Annotated in this window: 16 protein-coding genes; 5 read left to right on the top strand and 11 right to left on the bottom strand. The window is 54.5% G+C overall.

Features of this window, described 5'->3' with window-relative positions:
* Positions 1-4 precede the first annotated feature (4 nt).
* Positions 5-628, bottom strand: coding sequence for a LysE family translocator (locus tag WH277_RS11970; protein WP_339505726.1), 624 nt, complete (start codon positions 626-628; stop codon positions 5-7).
* Positions 629-1,382: 754 nt separating this feature from the next.
* On the opposite strand from WH277_RS11970, the gene WH277_RS11965 reads away from it, so the two are divergent.
* The 5 genes from WH277_RS11965 (at position 1,383) to WH277_RS11945 (ending at position 6,184) form a co-directional block, all read left to right on the top strand.
* Positions 1,383-2,807: a cytochrome ubiquinol oxidase subunit I gene (locus WH277_RS11965; RefSeq protein WP_133845630.1), complete on the top strand. Its 1,425-nt coding sequence runs from the start codon at positions 1,383-1,385 to the stop codon at positions 2,805-2,807.
* A gap of 1 nt (position 2,808) precedes the next feature.
* Positions 2,809-3,816, top strand: a complete 1,008-nt coding sequence (cydB, locus tag WH277_RS11960) for a cytochrome d ubiquinol oxidase subunit II (protein WP_133845632.1) — start codon at positions 2,809-2,811, stop codon at positions 3,814-3,816.
* 205 nt (positions 3,817-4,021) lie between these two features.
* Entirely contained in the window at positions 4,022-4,276 is a 255-nt protein-coding gene (locus WH277_RS11955) for a CsbD family protein (protein ID WP_133845634.1), read from the top strand.
* A 155-nt stretch (positions 4,277-4,431) separates the two neighbouring features.
* Positions 4,432-4,779, top strand: coding sequence for a carbohydrate porin (locus tag WH277_RS11950; RefSeq protein ID WP_339505725.1), 348 nt, complete (start codon positions 4,432-4,434; stop codon positions 4,777-4,779).
* A gap of 157 nt (positions 4,780-4,936) precedes the next feature.
* A complete protein-coding gene (locus WH277_RS11945; RefSeq protein WP_339505724.1) occupies positions 4,937-6,184 on the top strand; it encodes a carbohydrate porin in 1,248 nt (415 codons plus the stop codon).
* Positions 6,185-6,258: 74 nt separating this feature from the next.
* Here WH277_RS11945 and fetB read toward each other — a convergent pair whose 3' ends face one another.
* From fetB to WH277_RS11895, 10 genes are all read right to left on the bottom strand, one after another.
* Complete coding sequence (gene fetB / locus WH277_RS11940) at positions 6,259-7,017, bottom strand: iron efflux ABC transporter permease subunit FetB (RefSeq protein WP_133845638.1); 759 nt, start codon at positions 7,015-7,017, stop codon at positions 6,259-6,261.
* A complete protein-coding gene (gene fetA, locus WH277_RS11935; protein WP_133845640.1) occupies positions 7,004-7,669 on the bottom strand; it encodes an iron efflux ABC transporter ATP-binding subunit FetA in 666 nt (221 codons plus the stop codon). Before fetA ends, fetB begins: the two co-directional genes overlap by 14 nt.
* A 42-nt stretch (positions 7,670-7,711) precedes the next feature.
* Positions 7,712-8,098 carry a 4-amino-4-deoxy-L-arabinose-phosphoundecaprenol flippase subunit ArnF gene (gene arnF / locus WH277_RS11930; RefSeq protein WP_133845642.1) on the bottom strand — a complete coding sequence of 129 codons (387 nt, stop codon included), beginning with the start codon at positions 8,096-8,098 and terminating at the stop codon, positions 7,712-7,714.
* Positions 8,098-8,421, bottom strand: coding sequence for a 4-amino-4-deoxy-L-arabinose-phosphoundecaprenol flippase subunit ArnE (arnE, locus tag WH277_RS11925; protein WP_159337450.1), 324 nt, complete (start codon positions 8,419-8,421; stop codon positions 8,098-8,100). Before arnE ends, arnF begins: the two co-directional genes overlap by 1 nt.
* Positions 8,418-10,079, bottom strand: coding sequence for a lipid IV(A) 4-amino-4-deoxy-L-arabinosyltransferase (gene arnT, locus WH277_RS11920; RefSeq protein WP_133845645.1), 1,662 nt, complete (start codon positions 10,077-10,079; stop codon positions 8,418-8,420). Before arnT ends, arnE begins: the two co-directional genes overlap by 4 nt.
* A gap of 6 nt (positions 10,080-10,085) precedes the next feature.
* Positions 10,086-10,979 (bottom strand): 4-deoxy-4-formamido-L-arabinose-phosphoundecaprenol deformylase, encoded by an 894-nt coding sequence (gene arnD, locus WH277_RS11915; protein WP_339505722.1) that lies wholly within the window; start codon positions 10,977-10,979, stop codon positions 10,086-10,088.
* On the bottom strand, positions 10,976-12,958 hold the full coding sequence (arnA, locus tag WH277_RS11910) for a bifunctional UDP-4-amino-4-deoxy-L-arabinose formyltransferase/UDP-glucuronic acid oxidase ArnA (RefSeq protein WP_339505721.1): 1,983 nt from the start codon (positions 12,956-12,958) through the stop codon (positions 10,976-10,978). Before arnA ends, arnD begins: the two co-directional genes overlap by 4 nt.
* On the bottom strand, positions 12,955-13,932 hold the full coding sequence (arnC, locus tag WH277_RS11905) for an undecaprenyl-phosphate 4-deoxy-4-formamido-L-arabinose transferase (RefSeq protein ID WP_133845649.1): 978 nt from the start codon (positions 13,930-13,932) through the stop codon (positions 12,955-12,957). The genes arnA and arnC overlap by 4 nt, the downstream gene beginning before the upstream one ends.
* 3 nt (positions 13,933-13,935) lie before the next feature.
* On the bottom strand, positions 13,936-15,075 hold the full coding sequence (gene arnB / locus WH277_RS11900; RefSeq protein ID WP_159337453.1) for a UDP-4-amino-4-deoxy-L-arabinose aminotransferase: 1,140 nt from the start codon (positions 15,073-15,075) through the stop codon (positions 13,936-13,938).
* A gap of 434 nt (positions 15,076-15,509) precedes the next feature.
* Entirely contained in the window at positions 15,510-16,466 is a 957-nt protein-coding gene (locus WH277_RS11895; RefSeq protein WP_407647798.1) for a substrate-binding domain-containing protein, read from the bottom strand.
* Between the last annotated feature and the right edge of the window lie 31 nt (positions 16,467-16,497).

Genomic DNA, 16,497 nt, shown 5'->3' with positions numbered 1-16,497 from the left:
ACGGTTAACGTGAAAACAGCAGCTTCACGCCCGCCGCCGTGAAAAAAAGCGCGAAAATGCCTTCAATACTGCGGCGGCATTTCTGATACCCCCGGCTCATCGCCGGGGTGGAGAACAACAGCGCGTAGCTGCTGAACACCATTATCCCCAGTAACGCACAGCCACCGACAATCAACGGCAGTACGGAAGGGGCCGCATACGGGTGAATCCCCAATGACATTATCGCCGTCCACACCAGAATCGCCTTTGGATTTCCCAGATGCAGCAGCAAACCACGGCGGTAGAGGGAAGCGGCTGCCCCCCCTGCCGCCAGCGGTACAACGCTGCCTTCCCCACGACGGGCAGCACTCCGTGCCGCTTTCCACGCCAGCAAAAGCAAATAGAAGCCCCCCACCACTTTGATCACCACAATAGCCTGAGCGTAAGCCAGTAGCAGCGTGGATAAACCGGTCGCAACCAGCAGCGCCCAGCACAGTGACCCCGTGATCACACCCGCCGCCAGCATCAATGCCGGGCGGCGCCCCTGGCGCATCGCGACACCCATAATCGCCATATTGCTCGGGCCAGGGCTGGCCGTGCCCAGCAGATAGGCAACATATACGGGTAACAACATCATAAAGGTATCCATTTGACTCCCGAGGCTGACAACGTTTTTTTGGTTATAGCACGCACTGCACCCACTCACCACAAGCATCATTATTCAGACGATTTCTTGATTCGCCGCAACGATCGGCGATAAAAACGCCAGAAATTTGTAACTAAATAATTCAATTTACATATTTATGTGTATTACACCCTTAACATTTACAGGGAGGAGAGAGACGATTGGTCACGCAGAGGGATTGATAAGCCAATCCAAATAGTGGGAAAAGGTCATTTAAAATTAATAGAACCAAATAATAACATTAAATCTACATATTATTCATAAGTCATGAAAAACTATAGGGTTATTATAATAATGATGCGTAAACATCCTTTTTTATAGCCCTGTTAGCTATATTGGATGTACGCCTCACCAGAGGTTTTCAACGCAGAATAACGATAGTCACCTGACGAACCCCGCCGACGCACCAACGAAAAAAATGCTTTTACGACAGAAAGATACAGCATTTTCACATATGAGCATCATTCTTCTATCCTGCATTAACATTATCTTCCGTTGATTTAACCTGTTGACGAAACAATTACTCGTAATAATCGTTACTGTTATAGGCCAGTTCACTATTACTGTTGCTACTTCTTCACCTGCTTTGGTCTTAGGATCAAATCTCCGATGAGAAGTCCCCCGGCTGACACATTTTCTTTTTTGCTATATGTCACCTATTTGTTAACCGTGGGTAAAAAAATAAAAGGCAGTTGTTCATGTTAGATCGAGGTAAGCAATGTTCGGATTAGATGCGTTCCATCTGGCGAGGATACAGTTTGGTTTCACCGTAGCCTTCCACATTCTCTTTCCCGCCATCACCATTGGCCTGGCCAGTTTTCTCGCCGTGCTCGAAGGTCTGTGGCTGAAAAGCAAAAATGAGGTCTATCGCGACCTTTATCATTTTTGGTCAAAAATCTTTGCCGTTAACTTCGGTATGGGGGTGGTATCGGGTCTGGTGATGGCCTATCAGTTTGGGACCAACTGGGCAGGATTTTCGCAGTTTGCAGGCAGTATTACCGGCCCGCTCCTGACCTACGAAGTGCTTACCGCATTCTTCCTTGAAGCTGGCTTCCTCGGGGTGATGCTGTTTGGCTGGAACCGTGTCAGCCGTGGCCTGCACTTCTTCGCGACCTGTATGGTCGCGCTGGGCACGATTATCTCCACCTTCTGGATCCTGGCCTCCAATAGCTGGATGCAGACGCCGCAAGGTTACGCGCTGGAAAACGGCATTGTGATACCGGTGGACTGGTTCAAAATTATCTTCAACCCGTCCTTCCCTTATCGCCTGCTGCATATGTCCGTCGCCGCTTTCCTGGTGACTGCCTTCTTTGTGGGTGCCTCTGCCGCATGGCATCTGCTGCGTAAAAACGATACGCCAGCGGTGCGTAAAATGCTGTCGATGTCTCTGTGGATGGCACTGATCGTCTCGCCGATTCAGGCAATGATTGGCGATGCCCACGGCCTGAATACGCTGGAACATCAGCCTGCAAAAATCGCGGCGATTGAAGGTCACTGGGAGAATCCTCCGGGAGAAGCGACCCCGCTGATCCTGTTCGGCATCCCGGATATGAAAGAAGAGCGTACCAAGTACGCGCTGGAGATTCCTTACCTCGGTAGCCTGATCCTGACCCACAGCCTGGATAAACAGGTACCGGCACTGAAAAGCTTCCCGAAAGAAGATCGTCCTAACTCCACCGTGGTGTTCTGGTCGTTTCGCGTGATGGTTGCGCTGGGTATGCTGATGATTTTGCTGGGTGTTGTCAGCCTGTGGATGCGTCGCGGTCAGCGCCTGTATACTTCTCGTCCTTTCCTGTGGTTTGTCCTGTTGATGGGGCCTTCCGGTCTGATTGCTCTGGTGGCGGGTTGGATTACCACCGAAATTGGCCGTCAGCCGTGGGTTATTTATGGCCTGCTGCGCACGCGTGATGCCGTATCGCTGCACAGCACGCTGCAAATGAGCATCAGCCTGATCGCATTCCTGCTGGTGTACTGCGCCGTCTTTGGCGTCGGCTACAGCTATCTGGCGAACCTGATTAAGAAAGGCCCGCAGGCCGGTGAAGGTGACCATACGCCAGAAGGCGGCCCAGGCACATCACATACTCCGTCTCGCCCGCTGTCTGCGGTGCAGGAAAAATTACATTCGCCGCAGGAGGAGAAGTAAGGTGGGCATCGATCTCTCAATTATCTGGTTTACTATCATCATCTTCGCCACCCTGATGTATATCATCATGGATGGTTTCGATCTGGGTATCGGTATCCTGTTCCCGTTCAATAAAGATCCGATTGAGCGCGATATGATGGTTAACACCGTTGCCCCGGTATGGGATGGCAACGAAACCTGGCTGATCCTCGGGGGGGCTGCACTGTTCGGTGCTTTCCCGCTGGCCTACGCGGTGATCACCAGCGCCCTGGCGGCCCCGCTCACCATCATGCTGATCGGTCTTATTTTCCGTGGCGTGGCGTTTGAGTTCCGTTTTAAAGCAACGGAAGAACACCGTCCGTTCTGGGATAAAGCGTTTATCGGCGGTTCTTACGTGGCAACCTTCAGTCAGGGTGTGGTGTTGGGCGCGTTTATCAACGGCTTTGAAGTGACCAACCGTACGTACAGCGGTCCGGCACTGGCATGGTTGACGCCGTTTACGCTGTTCTGCGGTGTTGGTCTGGTTCTGGCCTATGCCCTGCTGGGTAGCACATGGCTTATCATGAAGACCGAGAATGAACTGCACAGGAAAATGACGGCGCTGACCAAACCGCTGCTGATCGGCCTGCTGGTCGTGATGGCCATCGTCAGCATCTGGACACCGCTGGCACATACCAGCATTATGCAACGCTGGTTCACCCTGCCTAACCTGTTCTGGTTTTTACCGGTTCCTTTACTGGTTATGGCGGCATCCTGGGCACTGTGGCGCGCACTGCAACGCCACGCGCACTACACGCCATTCCTGCTGACCCTGGCGCTGGTATTCCTGGGCTTTACCGGACTGGGTATCAGTATCTGGCCGTATATCATTCCCCCTTCCATCACCATCTGGGATGCGGCCTCCCCGCCGCAGAGTCAGGGCTTTATGTTAGTCGGTGGTCTGCTGATTATTCCGGTGATTCTGGTCTATACCTTCTGGAGCTACTATGTGTTCCGCGGCAAGATCAAGCCGGACGAAGGCTACCATTGATACCCTGAGTCTTATGCAGAATATCACTGGCAGCACGGGAGCTTAACGCTCCCGACAAAAGAGGGCAGATCGTTGATCTGCCCTCTTTTTTGTCAGTATCTGGCACCTTCATTCATATTTTTACACATAAGTGCTCCGGCAAAGCGCGACAGATGAACTACGCTTAAAGTCGTTTCAGGAAATCATGCCATCAAAAGGAGGCACAATGAGTCTGTTTGATAAAGCGAACGATAAAGCGCAAGAAGCCGTCGGCAAAGGGCAGGAAGAGTTTGGTAAAGCCGTAGACTCGCCGGAGCATGAATTCAGAGGAAAAGTGCGTCAGCAGGCAGCAAAAGCCTCTTACGCCGTGGATGATGCGCTGGACTGCGTGAAAAGTAAAACCCAGGATTCCCCCCTGGTTTCACTGGCGATTGCCGCCGGTGTAGGCTTCCTGGCCGCCAAGATTTTTGGCCGCCGCTAAGCTCGATCTGACCTGATCACACTCTGAACGCCCCTCGTGGGCGTTTTTTTATGGGCGCTCTCCAGAGCACTTAATAGCGAAACGGGTTAACCACATTGTGATGTACTTCATCGGGCTAAAAAACCGATTAGATAATCATAATAAGAGGTGAACTCATGGAAAGAATAGCCTGTCTTAAACAGTGTCTCGGTATTGCCACGCTGTTCATGGTGGCTAACGCATCTGCCCTGCCAGAACGTTTTTATCTGCATCAGCCGCCGCCACCATCAACAGAAATTATTTCCCCTCAGGCAGATACGCCGGCCATTCCTGAAGAATATCGCGATAATCAACCGCAACCGCTGATGCGGGGCGACGGATTTAATTACAACCTCTATTACAACTACCGCTTAACGCCTCACTTGATACTGCGGCCTAACCTGCAATCCAGCACCAAGCCTGGTGCTGTGAGCCAAAATTCACATCTGTTTGTGGGCGGACTCGGCGCGGGTATTAATTTCTGACGCCTGGATGCCCAAAATGCTTGTTGGCAAGACGATTATTCATAACAAGGAGAGATAAATGAATCATTACGGTGTTTTTCAATGGACGAGTAAACATGCCATGCTGATGATGTGCGGAAGCGCACTGTTATGGGCTTCGGCCCCCGCAGGGGCAGAAATGCGCCCTCTCAGTCTGGATTCGGATTATCTGTTTGGCGACTGGGACGGCTATCGCAGCGAATTAAAAAGGGAAGGTGCCGATTTCCAGGTCAACTACACCATGGAGTCGGCCAGTAATCTCGCCGGAGGGTATAACACCTCCACCACTGCCCGTTATACCGATCAGTGGGCCTTCGGCACCACTCTCAATCTGGAAAAACTCCTCAACTGGGATGACACACAGGTCCAGTTCACGGTGACCAGCCGGAACGGTCGCGACCTGACCCAGCACATCAACGATCCGCGGACAGGCGGCTTGTCCTCAGTGGAAGAAGTCTGGGGGCGTGGGCAGACCTGGCGTCTGACCCAATTTTGGGTAAACAAGGGTTTCTTTGATCATCGGGTTGAAATCAAAGCCGGTCGCGTGACCACGGGTGAAGACTTTGATGCATTCGACAGCAAATTCCAGAACCTGGCCTTTGGCAGCGGTCAGCCGGGTAACTGGCGCGGAGACCGCTGGTTTAACTGGCCGGTCTCACAATGGGGCGGTCGCGTAAAACTGAACCTGCCGGACGACATGTTCTTCCAGGTGGGCTTTTATAACCAGAACCGTAATAACTACGATCGCGGTAACGGCTTCTACCTCGACGGCAGCCCGAGCCTGGGTAACCTGGTCCCCTTTGAATTTGGCTGGACACCCCTGCTGGGTGCCAACAAGCTGCCGGGGAACTACCGTATCGGTGGCTACTACTCCTCGGTTAACGGGGATAAATACGCCAGCTACCATAATGGCGGCTACGGCGGCCAGGCGAAAGCCTATGGTGGTTATGTGCTGCTGCAACAGCAGTTAACTGCAACCGACGGTGATGTCAACCGGGGCCTGGGCTTAACCGTACAGGCGGTGATGAACGATCATAAAACCTCGAAAACCGATCATTACCAGGCGGTATCCTTCACCTGGAAAGGACCCTTTGCGGCACGTGCGCAGGATGAGATAGGTGTCGGGGCCGCGCGTATTCACGTCAACAGTGACTACGGTAAAATGCAGCACGAAACCAATCAATACAACGGCGAGTCCCGTTATAACAGCCCGACGTATCTGCCCGTTCAGCACGGCTCCGAATGGAACTACGAAGTTTACTATAACGTCCACGCCACTAACTGGCTGAACCTGCGCCCTAATCTGCAATATGTCGCCTCTCCCGGCGCGGTCAGTGGGGTTAAAGACGCGTTTATAGGTGGCCTGAGCGCCAATGTGAATTTCTGATGTCAGCGACACTGCCGGCATAGAAATGTCATGGCCGACCGGAAAAAATGGTCGGCCATGACGGGTGCCAACGATTATTTCAACTGCACGCGTGCGGTATAAAAACGGCGGGCCGCCAGATAACCTGCAATGATGGTCGACAGGCTTGCGGTGCCGAGCAACATAAAGGTCACCATAATCTGATACTTAATGGCTTTTACCGGATCAATACCGGCAAAAATCAGACCGGACATCATGCCCGGTAAACTCACCAGACCAACCGTTTTTGCTGCATCGACCGTGGGGATCATGGCTGCGCGTATGCTGTCGCGCACGATAGACGTCGATGCCCGCTTTGCACTCGCTCCCAGACTCAGCATCTCCTCTACCTTCTGGCGATTATCACTAAACCGCTGATTCAGATTACTGAAGCATAACCCCACCGCCACCATCGCATTGCCCGCAATCATTCCCGAGATCGGGATCACCTGCATGGGCATAAACTCAATCGCGCCACTGAGCAGCAAAATGGTCAGCGTCAGCGTAGTACCCGAGGTGATGGCAATAAACGAAATCAGAAAGCCTCTGTCGATAGCGCGGCTGCGCTTTTTGGCATTCAACGCGGCATTCACGCAGATAAACAGCACCATCAACACGGTCAGCCACTGATTGTTCAGATCGAAAATATACTTGAGCACATAGCCAACAATCACCAACTGCACAATGGCGCGCGCCACGCTCCAGATGATGTCTTTTTCCAGCCCCAGCCGCTCCTTGCTGCTGACCAGCAGTGCAATCACCACCAGCATTAAGGCCAGGGCCAGTGACTCATTGGTAATATTATGCTGGTTCATACTGGCCCTCCGTTGCTGCGGGCGACAGCCGGATCCGCCGTCTGCCATCATCTGTTTCTACGCTGTCGTGACTGATCCAGATCGCCGCACTTCCTTGCGCGACCTGCTGGTCGATCAACTTCGTCACCCTCCGTTTATTCGCGTCATCCAGCGCGCTACTGATTTCGTCCAGTAGCAGGATATCCGGGCGAAACTGTACATTGCGCAGCAGCGCCACACGCTGTTTTTCCCCACCGGAGAGTTGATCAATTGAGGTATCCAGCATTGCGGGTGGCAGCCCCAATCTCTCCAGCTCGTCGCCGAGATGCTGGCGATCTACGGGCTGCTGGCGGATCTGATAGGGCAGAGAGAGATTGTCATACACCGAACGGCCAAACAGCTGGGGGGTCTGAAACACGTAGGATACACGCTGGCGATACTGTTCGGGTTTCAACTCAATAATCGGCTGACCGTTAAACCTCACTTCACCGCCGGACGCATCAAGCAGAGAAGCAATAATTTTCAGCAGGGTACTTTTACCTGCCCCGGACGGCCCCGTCAGCCAGAGGAATTCGCCCTTGTGAAGCTCAAAGGACACGGGCGACAACAGCGTTTTACCCTGACGCACAAACGAGACCTCCCTGACCTGCAGGAGGGGGAGTGAAGGGTTCATGTTTTTAACAGACTCTGTGTAATGAATCGCGCGATGATAGCATTATCTGTGGGCCTTTTTCCCCGGCCAGAATATCAATAGCAGCCCGACGAGGATCAGTGCCGCGCCCACCAGCTTGCCCCAGAGAAAAATTTCATTCATCCCAGGCAACCACAGTGCTGCCGTCCATACCAGCAGATAACTCAGACTCAACAGCGGATAAACCCGGCTCAGCGGCAGACGCTGTAAGGCCAGTAACCAGCACATCATCGACAGAGCGTAGGCCAGCAGCCCGCCGGAGAGCACCAGCGTGGGTAAAGAGACGCTGAGCAGCGCCGCGCTGAATAGCGCGAGCTGATCGATAGCGGGAAGCTGTACCATCGCCCACTTCATCATCAACTGCGCAGCACTGATCAGCAGCACACTGCAAAAAGCATACAGCAGGCCCATCAGGTATAGCTCCCCATCACCGCCACGCCGGCCACAATCAGCACAATGCCCAGTCCATGACGCCATGAAATCGCTTCCTGCCACAGCCAGCGCGCGGCTAAGGTCACAAAAATAAAGTTAAGACTCAGCATGGGGTAAGCGACCCCCACCGGCACAGTCTGCAACACACGCAGCCACACCAGCAGCGCCATCCCCAGCAGCAATATGCTTGCCGTCAGCCACACCAGAAAATGACGGCGACCCTCACGCACCGTCGCCTGCTTCTGGCACAACTGCCCGCCACAGCTCAGCAGGCTGGCCAGGACAATCAGCAGCATATTCACGGCTGCTGCCGATAGAGATAAAACAGCATCCGCCCTTGCTGGTAGAGACGGTCAGGTGCAGGGATACGCTCATCCACCTTGTTGTCCTCAGAGGCTAATTTCATCATCAACGATACATTACCTTCACGCCGATGCGCGCTCAGCCACTGCGCAAAATCCGCAGTAGAAATAAGACGATCGGCACCATCGGCATAGCCCAAACCGTAGGCCAGCTCACCCGGTTGGTCTAATAATAAAATATCGCTGCGCTTCAGTTCCCAGGCCAGCGCCGATGCCGTACCAATATTGTTCGACAGCACAAAGCGGCTCTGCTGCAAATCCCGGCTGAAATCGGCAATAAACGGCTGCGGCTGTTTGGAATTGATCACTTTATCGGGGATCGCCGCCCCCACCACCAGCGCCAGCCCCAACGGACACAGCGCCGCCAGCCGCCAGTGCTTCGCGCCCTCCACCAGGCTGGCCGCGCCCACCAGTGCCCAAAAGAGAAATGCTGTCGCCCCCAGCAGTACTTTAATCACCTCATGTCGGGCATACACCGGCTGCCTGAGCAGGCCCCAGGGGGCCACGATCAGCACCATCGCCAGCAGCAGCACAATCCCCACCACCAGATTGATCACGCCGTTGGCTTTCAGCCCGCGTCGCCCCGCGGCGGAGAGTGCCATCGCATGATGGGCCAGCAGCATCGCCAGCGGTGCAAAACAGGGCAGGATATAGGTCGGCAGTTTGCCTTTCGCCACACTGAAAAACAGCAGCGGCATCACCACCCAACCGAGTAAATAAGCGGAACCCACAGCGCCCTGCCGTTCCCGCCAGGCCCGATGTAGCGCCCCCGGCAGTAGACCAAGCCACGGCAGTGCCCCGGCAATCAGTACCGGAATGTAATACCAGAACGGTGCTTTGTGTTGAGCATCATTCTCAGCAAAGCGCTGAATATGCTCCACCCAGAAGAAATAATGCCAAAAGTCGGGTTCCTGTCGGGCAATGCTGATGGCCCAGGGTGCCGAGATCAGCGCCGCGCTGAGCAAGGCCAGCGGTCCCCATAACATCAGCTCTTTCACTCGGCGCTGCCAGACCATCCACGGCACAATTGCCACCACCGGAACCGCCAGCGCCAGAAAGCCTTTGGTCATAAACCCCATACCACAGGCCAGCCCCAGCAGTAACCAACCCGCTGTTTTCTGCCGCCGGCTCCCCCCCTGCCCAACCAGCCAGAAGCTGCACATCGCAGCCGTCAGCCATAGCGTGATCATCGGGTCCAGCACCGCATAAGTCCCGATGCAATAGACCAACATGCAGGTGAGGAAGATCACCGCAGACAACAGCGCCGTCGCACGCTTACGCCACAGACAAAACGCCAGCCAGTAAATCAGTAATGCACTGAGTGACACAGAAAGCACTGAGCCAAAACGCACGGAGAAGTTATTGCCGCCAAAGATCCACTGACTGAGGTTATTGATCCAGTACCCGGCGATCGGCTTCTCAAAATAGCGCAGGTCAAGAAAGTGCGGCACCACCCAGTTCCCACTGACCAGCATTTCACGGCTGATCTCCGCATAGCGAACTTCATCCGGCTGCCACAGCGCCCGGAACTCAAGAGGGAGCAGGTAATAGAGTGCATACAACAGGGGCAGTAATAATGCATAACGGGTGTATTTCATCCACAATCACTCAGCGAGTTGCTGGCATCCCAGCCAACCTTCACGGCCGGGGAAGCTACCCCGAATCACTTTGCCTGTCGGCAGTTGCGAGAGGTCCTGCGGCAGCAGCTCGCCCAATGGACAGAAACGAATCCCCCGCTGTCGCGCCTCCGTCAGCAGTGCATCAAATTTGTCCGCCAGCACGATCCCTTCCGCTTCCGCATGGATGGTGTAAACCGGCACGCCCTGCTGGCGAGCGATCTCATCAAGGATGAACGCGTTGTAGTGCGCAGGATCGACACGCGTCCCTGCCACTTCGTCCCACGTCGGTAACGTCACCGGGATTTGCACGGTTCCCAGCCGCCCATCTGGCAGTATTGGCCGGAAAGGCTCTGTGCCCCGACAGTCGCTGTTATAACGAAAGTCAAAAGCCTGTTTAGCGGTGAGGACACGGCCATCGGCACGCCAGCCCGCTGCGGCTGAACAGGTTACGGGTTGCCCGGTCAGTTCGCTGAGTGCCTCAACGCCCCGGCGGACCTCTTCACTCAGCTTCCCTGCAGGCCATACGCCCGCCCAGGTCTGCCAGGCAAAATGATCCCAGGCGTGCATCCCTGTTTCATGCTGCAAGCTTGCCTGACGGATCGTATCGGCCAGCCCCTGGCCGATACGTCGTCCGGGCCAGGCTGTACCCGCCAGCAGAATGTCCCAGCCGTAGAGTGAAGCCGCGTTTGACCTCAGCATCTTCCACAGAAAGCGCGGTTTTAGCAGCCGCCATAAATGGCGGCCCATATTATCCGGCCCAACGCTGAAGAAAAAGCTGGCGCGGGTTTGCTGACGTTCAAGAATGGAGAGCAGGCGCGGCACACCGTCCCGGGTGCCGCGCCAGGTATCCACATCAATGCGTAAACCCACATTGATCATTCGACAATCTCGCCCTGTTCAACGGTTTGCAGGAAGAAGTCGAGCGTGGCATCAATGGTGTAGTTCATCGCCACCTCCGGCTGCCAGTTCAGCAGACGCTTCGCATTACGGATCGACGGTTTACGGTGCTCCACATCCTGATATCCCTTGCCATAATAGCTGCTACTTTCCACCTCGCGAAAACCGGCAAATGGCGGGAATTGGTGACGCAGCGGGTGCCGTTCAAAACTGGCCAGCAGCTGTTCGGCCAGCTCTTTAATACTGGCTTCGTTATCCGGGTTACCGATATTGATAATCTGACCATCGCAGTTCTGCTGCTTATTCTCGATAATCAGGAACAGCGCTTCAATGCCGTCACGGATATCGGTAAAGCAGCGCTTCTGCCGCCCGCCGTCAATCAACTTAATCGGCGATCCTTCCACCAGATTCAGGATCAACTGAGTAATGGCACGCGAGCTGCCGATACGTGCCGCGTTAAGGTTATCCAGGCGCGGTCCCATCCAGTTGAAAGGCCGGAACAGCGTAAACCGCAACCCCTCTTTTTCTCCATAAGCCCAGATCACCCGATCCAGTAACTGTTTCGAGACGGAATAGATCCAGCGCTGTTTATTGATCGGCCCGACCACCAGATTCGAGTGATCTTCATCGAAAGTGTCATCCGTACACATGCCATAGACCTCCGAGGTGGAGGGGAAAATAATGCGCTTTTTGTACTTCACACAATCGCGAATGATCTTCAGATTTTCTTCAAAATCCAGTTCAAACACGCGCAGCGGGTTGCGGGTGTATTCGATCGGTGTGGCAATCGCCACCAGGGGTAATACCACATCACATTTCTTAATGTGGTACTCGATCCACTCCGAGTGAATACTGATATCCCCTTCGACAAAATGAAAACGCTCATGGCCCACGAAGCGGCTGATGGCATCAGAGCCAATGTCCAGCCCGAAAATTTCGAAATGATCATCGGCCAGCAGGCGCTCAGTCAGGTGGTTACCGATAAAGCCATTGACACCAAGGATCAGTACACGGGTTCTGCGTTTTGCCGCTACCACCGGCTGGTTATGCAGCAGGGCACCGGCCACCAGCCCAAGGGTTTGCGCCAGTTGACTGCCCTGCATGTAGACACCGCTCTCGCTTTGCCCGGTTACCACTTCCAACGCACCCTCTGCGCAGGCGACCACAAATGGCGAAACGGAAAGTACCGTACCGGGCTTTGTCACCGGCCAGTTGTGGCAGATTTTGGACTGCCAGATGATAAACTTCGCGGCCCCCACATAGCTGAACGCCCCCGGCCAGGGATCGGTGACCGCACGTACCAGGTTATGGGTACGTTGCACTGGCTGCTGCCAGTCGATGCGTCCGTCTTCCGGGGTCCGTCGTCCGACATAGGTGGCTTTGCGTTCATCCTGTTCGACGGCAATAAAACTGCCACGCAGAATGTCTGGCAGGCTGCGCATCAGCAGCTGTTTCGCACTCTCACACACTTTATAATGCAGCGTCAGCGCAGTATCTTCCGCCGCAATCGCCACCTTCTCACAGGCGATAATCGCCCCGGCATCGGCGCGTTTCACCATGCGATGCAGCGTGACACCGGTTTCTTCTTCACCGTCAACCAGCACCCAGTTCAGTGGCGCGCGGCCACGATACTTCGGCAACAATGAGGCATGCAGATTAAACGCCCCCACTGGCGCACAGGCGAGGATCTCGTCGCTCAGCATCTGGCGGTAGTGGAATGAGAAAATCACGTCAGGTTTCATCTCGCGGATGCGGTCAATCCACAGAGGATGGTTAACCTCCTCCGGCGCATAAACCGGCACACCCAACTGCGCGGCGGTACGTGCGACGGACCCGAAGAAGTGATTCTCGCCGGGATGATCCGCGTGGGTAAAAATCGCGCAGATGTCAAAACCCGCTTCAGCCAGCGCCCGGATCCCGGTGCAGCCCATATCATGGTAGGCAAAAACTACGGCTTTCATGATGATTTATCCTGTGTGGAGTTGGCGTCGCGGCTAACAACGCGCTGAATAAAATAACGGGGACGGGCGCGCACATCGTTGTAGATACGCCCGATATACTCGCCAAGCAGCCCCATGCCAATAAACTGTGCGCCGACAAAAATGAACAGCACGGCAAACAGCATAAATACCCCTTCTGCTGCCCACTGCGGGCCAAGGAACAGGCGCAGTCCAATCAGCAGCAGGGAAATTGCAAAACCCGCCAACGCAATCACGCTGCCAAACACGCTTAACAGCCGCAGTGGCGTGGTTGTCAGGCAGGTGATCAGGTCATACATCAGGTTGATCAGGCGCATCAGGCTATATTTGGAATCGCCAAATTCGCGTTCGGCGTGCAGCACCGGGATCTCTGTGGCCCGCCGGGCAAAGGTGTTCGCCAGAATAGGGATAAAAGTACTGCGCTCATGGCAGTGCAGCATGGCATCGACAATATGACGTCGGTAGGCTCGCAGCATGCAACCGTAGTCACCCATTGCTTTACCCGTGGTGCGTTGAATCAGATGATTGATCAGGCGTGAAGCACGCTTACGGAACCAGCTGTCCTGACGGTTTTGCCGCACGGTGCCCACCACGTCGTAGCCCTTCCGGGCCGTTTCCACCAGGCGCGGGATCTCTTCAGGGGGGTTTTGCAGGTCGGCATCAAGCGTGATAATCAGGTCACCGCTAACATGGCTGAAGCCGGCCATGATCGCCGAATGTTGGCCGTAGTTACGGTTCAGCAACACCGCCACAATATGGCTATCCGGTGCCTCTGCGGCGGCAGTGAGCATCTCGGCCGACGCATCGCTGCTGCCGTCATCGACCAGTAAAATTTCATAATCGATAGCCAGTTGCGCGCAGGCAGCCTCCGTACGGCGGAGCAGTTCGGGCAGGCTTTCCTGCTCGTTGTAGACCGGGATCACAACGGAGAGTTTGTTGATCGGTTGTTCTGTCATCTCTTATCTCTTTGCCAGCTTACGCAGTGCCACAATCACGCGGCGGCCATCGTCGTCAGTCATTCCCGGAAACAGGGGAATCGAGCAGATACGCTCTGAGTTCCATTCGGTCTGCGGCAGGGACAGGTGAGGGAAGCGTTCACGATAATATTTCTGCGTATGCGCCGCCCGGAAGTGAAGCCCGCTGCCGATACCCTGCTCCTTCAGCGCCTGCATGAGTTCATCGCGGCTGATACCGCACAGCTCAGGGTCAACGCGCAGGATAAACAGGTGCCAGGCGTGGTGATGGGGCCAGTCAGGTTGTGTCAGAGGCAGGAACGGGGTATCGGAAAGCTCCTCGAGGTAACGCAACGCAATTTGCTCACGTCGGGCGTTGTTGGCTGTCAGCTTGTCCAACTGCACCAGCGCAATCGCCGCATTGATATCGGCGAGGTTATATTTGAAGCCGGGCATGATCACTTCGGCCTGCGGCGCACGACCGTGGGTCTGACGATCAAAGGCATCGACACCCAGCCCGTGGAATTTCAGACTGCGCACGCGATCCGCCAGGGCATCATCATCGGTAACCACCAGCCCGCCTTCGGCACAGCTCATATTTTTAATCGCGTGAAATGAGAAAATTGCCGTACCGCGGCGACCCACATGCTGCCCGCGATAGTGAGTACCTGCTGCATGGGCCGCATCCTCGATAACCGCAATCCCCCGCTGTTCAGCCAGCGTGCGAATGGCATCGATATCAACCGGTGCTCCGGCATAATGTACCGGAATAATGGCTTTGGTCCGTGGGGTGATGGCCGCCTCAATCAACGCCGGTGTCACCATCAGCGTATCGCGGTCCACGTCGATCATCACCGGAGTCGCCCCCAGCAGAACGATCATATTCAGCGTTGAAACCCAGGTCAGCGAGGGGGTGATCACTTCATCACCCGGCCCTATTCCCAGTGCCATTAGCGTGACGTGCATCCCGGCCGTTGCCGAGCTGACGGCAATCGCGTGACGATTCCCGGTAAGCTGGCAGAAAGCCTGTTCAAGCTGCTGATTTTTGGGGCCGGTGGTGATCCATCCTGAACGCAACACCTCGGCGACGGCGGCCAGTTCTTCCGCACCCATTGCCGGACGAGAGAAAGGCAAAAAGTCTGTCATTGATTACATCCATTAAACAATTAACACCACGAATGATGAGTGAGGATAGCAGAGGCTGCGATTCCCCTCTCTCACCCCTGAACGAATCACTGCCTATTTTTCATTCTACTGGTCGTTATGCCCCCCCGTCTCATTTGAACAATAAAACGCCAATCATTGCCATGCAGCGTCAAAAGCGAGCAAAAAAGCATAGCAACATCCGGATATATGGAGCTTAAATGAAAATACTTAGGGGAAGATTAAGAGAAGCCAACTGAGGAAAGATTAAATCAGTCTGGTTGATGGATGGTTTAGCTATAAAAGGGGTTGTGTACTTATTCGCTTAGGAAAAACCTAAAATATAAAAAAAATTTCATTATTTTGTTGCAAAACATATTGGGATATACAGAAATGATAGTGGGCCAGCGGCACAAGGCCGGTGACCCGAAGCGGTATTATTTACGCGCATCCAGCAGCTGGGTAGCATTATCCGAAGTCACTTCCGTCCAGGGTACGGAGTAGCGTTTTGCTTTGCCATCATCCCACGCCATCTTATCGGCGTACTGTTTCCAGATAGTGGACTGCGGCTGGTAACTCTCCCCTTTCACCGCACGCACCGCGACATCAATCGAACCCTGCATCTGTGCGTGGGCATCCTGCAAGATGGACACCATCTCACCCGCCTGCACCGCGCGGATAGCGTCAGACACACCGTCTACCCCGGCGATAGCAAAATCTTTCACATTCAGATTGGCTCCTTTTATCGCTTCAATGGCACCCAGCGCCATTTCATCATTCTGCGCGATCACGCCGTTAATCTGGCCCCGGTGCTTCTGCAGCCAGTTCTCCATCAGCGGTAGCGCTTCAGCACGTGACCAGTTTGCGGTTTTGCGCTCCAGCACCTTCACATTCCCGGCGCCACATTCGGCAATGGCTTTATCGTTACCCTGACCGCGCTGGATCTCGCCGCTGCCGCCCTTCGGCCCTTCAATAATCACCACGTTGCCTTTGCAGTTGATTTTTTTCAGCACGGCCTTCGCTTCCAGATAGCCACCCAGCACGTCATCGGATACCACCTCAGAGGTCATTTTGTCGGTATTCAGTCGCGCATTGGTCACCACCACCGGAATTTTGGCTTCGTTGGCCATTGTCACCACGTCAATATTGGCTTCATAGTCCATCGGGTTGATGATGATGGCATCAACATGGGTCTGAATGGCGGTTTCTGCCTGATTATTCTGTACCAGCGGATCGTAACGGCCGTCATACACCGTCAGCTGTACTTCGCCGCTTTTTACTGCCGGGTGTTCTTTACCTGCTTTTTCCATCAGCTGTACAAATTCAGCTTTCATACCGTACATCAGTACCGCTATTTTAATCGGTGCGGCCTGGGCAATCACGCTGCTGCCCATTAACAGACCGGACGTCAGCAACGCTATTTTA

Source organism: Erwinia sp. MYb416 (assembly GCF_037479575.1).
GTDB lineage: Bacteria > Pseudomonadota > Gammaproteobacteria > Enterobacterales > Enterobacteriaceae > Erwinia > Erwinia rhapontici.
The sequence above is the reverse complement of the archived record's forward strand: the minus strand, read 5'-3'. Positions and strand labels throughout refer to the sequence as shown.

Excerpts from the sequence above, each read along its gene's own strand:
- WH277_RS11950 (WP_339505725.1), top strand. The coding sequence starts at position 4,432 with ATGGAAAGAATAGCCTGTCTTAAACAGTGTCTCGGTATTGCCACGCTG.
- WH277_RS11945 (WP_339505724.1), top strand. The coding sequence starts at position 4,937 with ATGCGCCCTCTCAGTCTGGATTCGGATTATCTGTTTGGCGACTGGGAC.
- WH277_RS11965 (WP_133845630.1), top strand. The coding sequence starts at position 1,383 with ATGTTCGGATTAGATGCGTTCCATCTGGCGAGGATACAGTTTGGTTTC.
- arnA (WP_339505721.1), bottom strand. The coding sequence starts at position 12,958 with ATGAAAGCCGTAGTTTTTGCCTACCATGATATGGGCTGCACCGGGATC.
- arnF (WP_133845642.1), bottom strand. The coding sequence starts at position 8,098 with ATGGGCCTGCTGTATGCTTTTTGCAGTGTGCTGCTGATCAGTGCTGCG.
- fetB (WP_133845638.1), bottom strand. The coding sequence starts at position 7,017 with ATGAACCAGCATAATATTACCAATGAGTCACTGGCCCTGGCCTTAATG.
- WH277_RS11955 (WP_133845634.1), top strand. The coding sequence starts at position 4,022 with ATGAGTCTGTTTGATAAAGCGAACGATAAAGCGCAAGAAGCCGTCGGC.
- arnC (WP_133845649.1), bottom strand. The coding sequence starts at position 13,932 with ATGACAGAACAACCGATCAACAAACTCTCCGTTGTGATCCCGGTCTAC.
- WH277_RS11895 (WP_407647798.1), bottom strand. The coding sequence starts at position 16,466 with ATGGGCAGCAGCGTGATTGCCCAGGCCGCACCGATTAAAATAGCGGTA.
- fetA (WP_133845640.1), bottom strand. The coding sequence starts at position 7,669 with ATGAACCCTTCACTCCCCCTCCTGCAGGTCAGGGAGGTCTCGTTTGTG.
- WH277_RS11970 (WP_339505726.1), bottom strand. The coding sequence starts at position 628 with ATGGATACCTTTATGATGTTGTTACCCGTATATGTTGCCTATCTGCTG.
- arnT (WP_133845645.1), bottom strand. The coding sequence starts at position 10,079 with ATGAAATACACCCGTTATGCATTATTACTGCCCCTGTTGTATGCACTC.
- arnB (WP_159337453.1), bottom strand. The coding sequence starts at position 15,075 with ATGACAGACTTTTTGCCTTTCTCTCGTCCGGCAATGGGTGCGGAAGAA.
- arnD (WP_339505722.1), bottom strand. The coding sequence starts at position 10,979 with ATGATCAATGTGGGTTTACGCATTGATGTGGATACCTGGCGCGGCACC.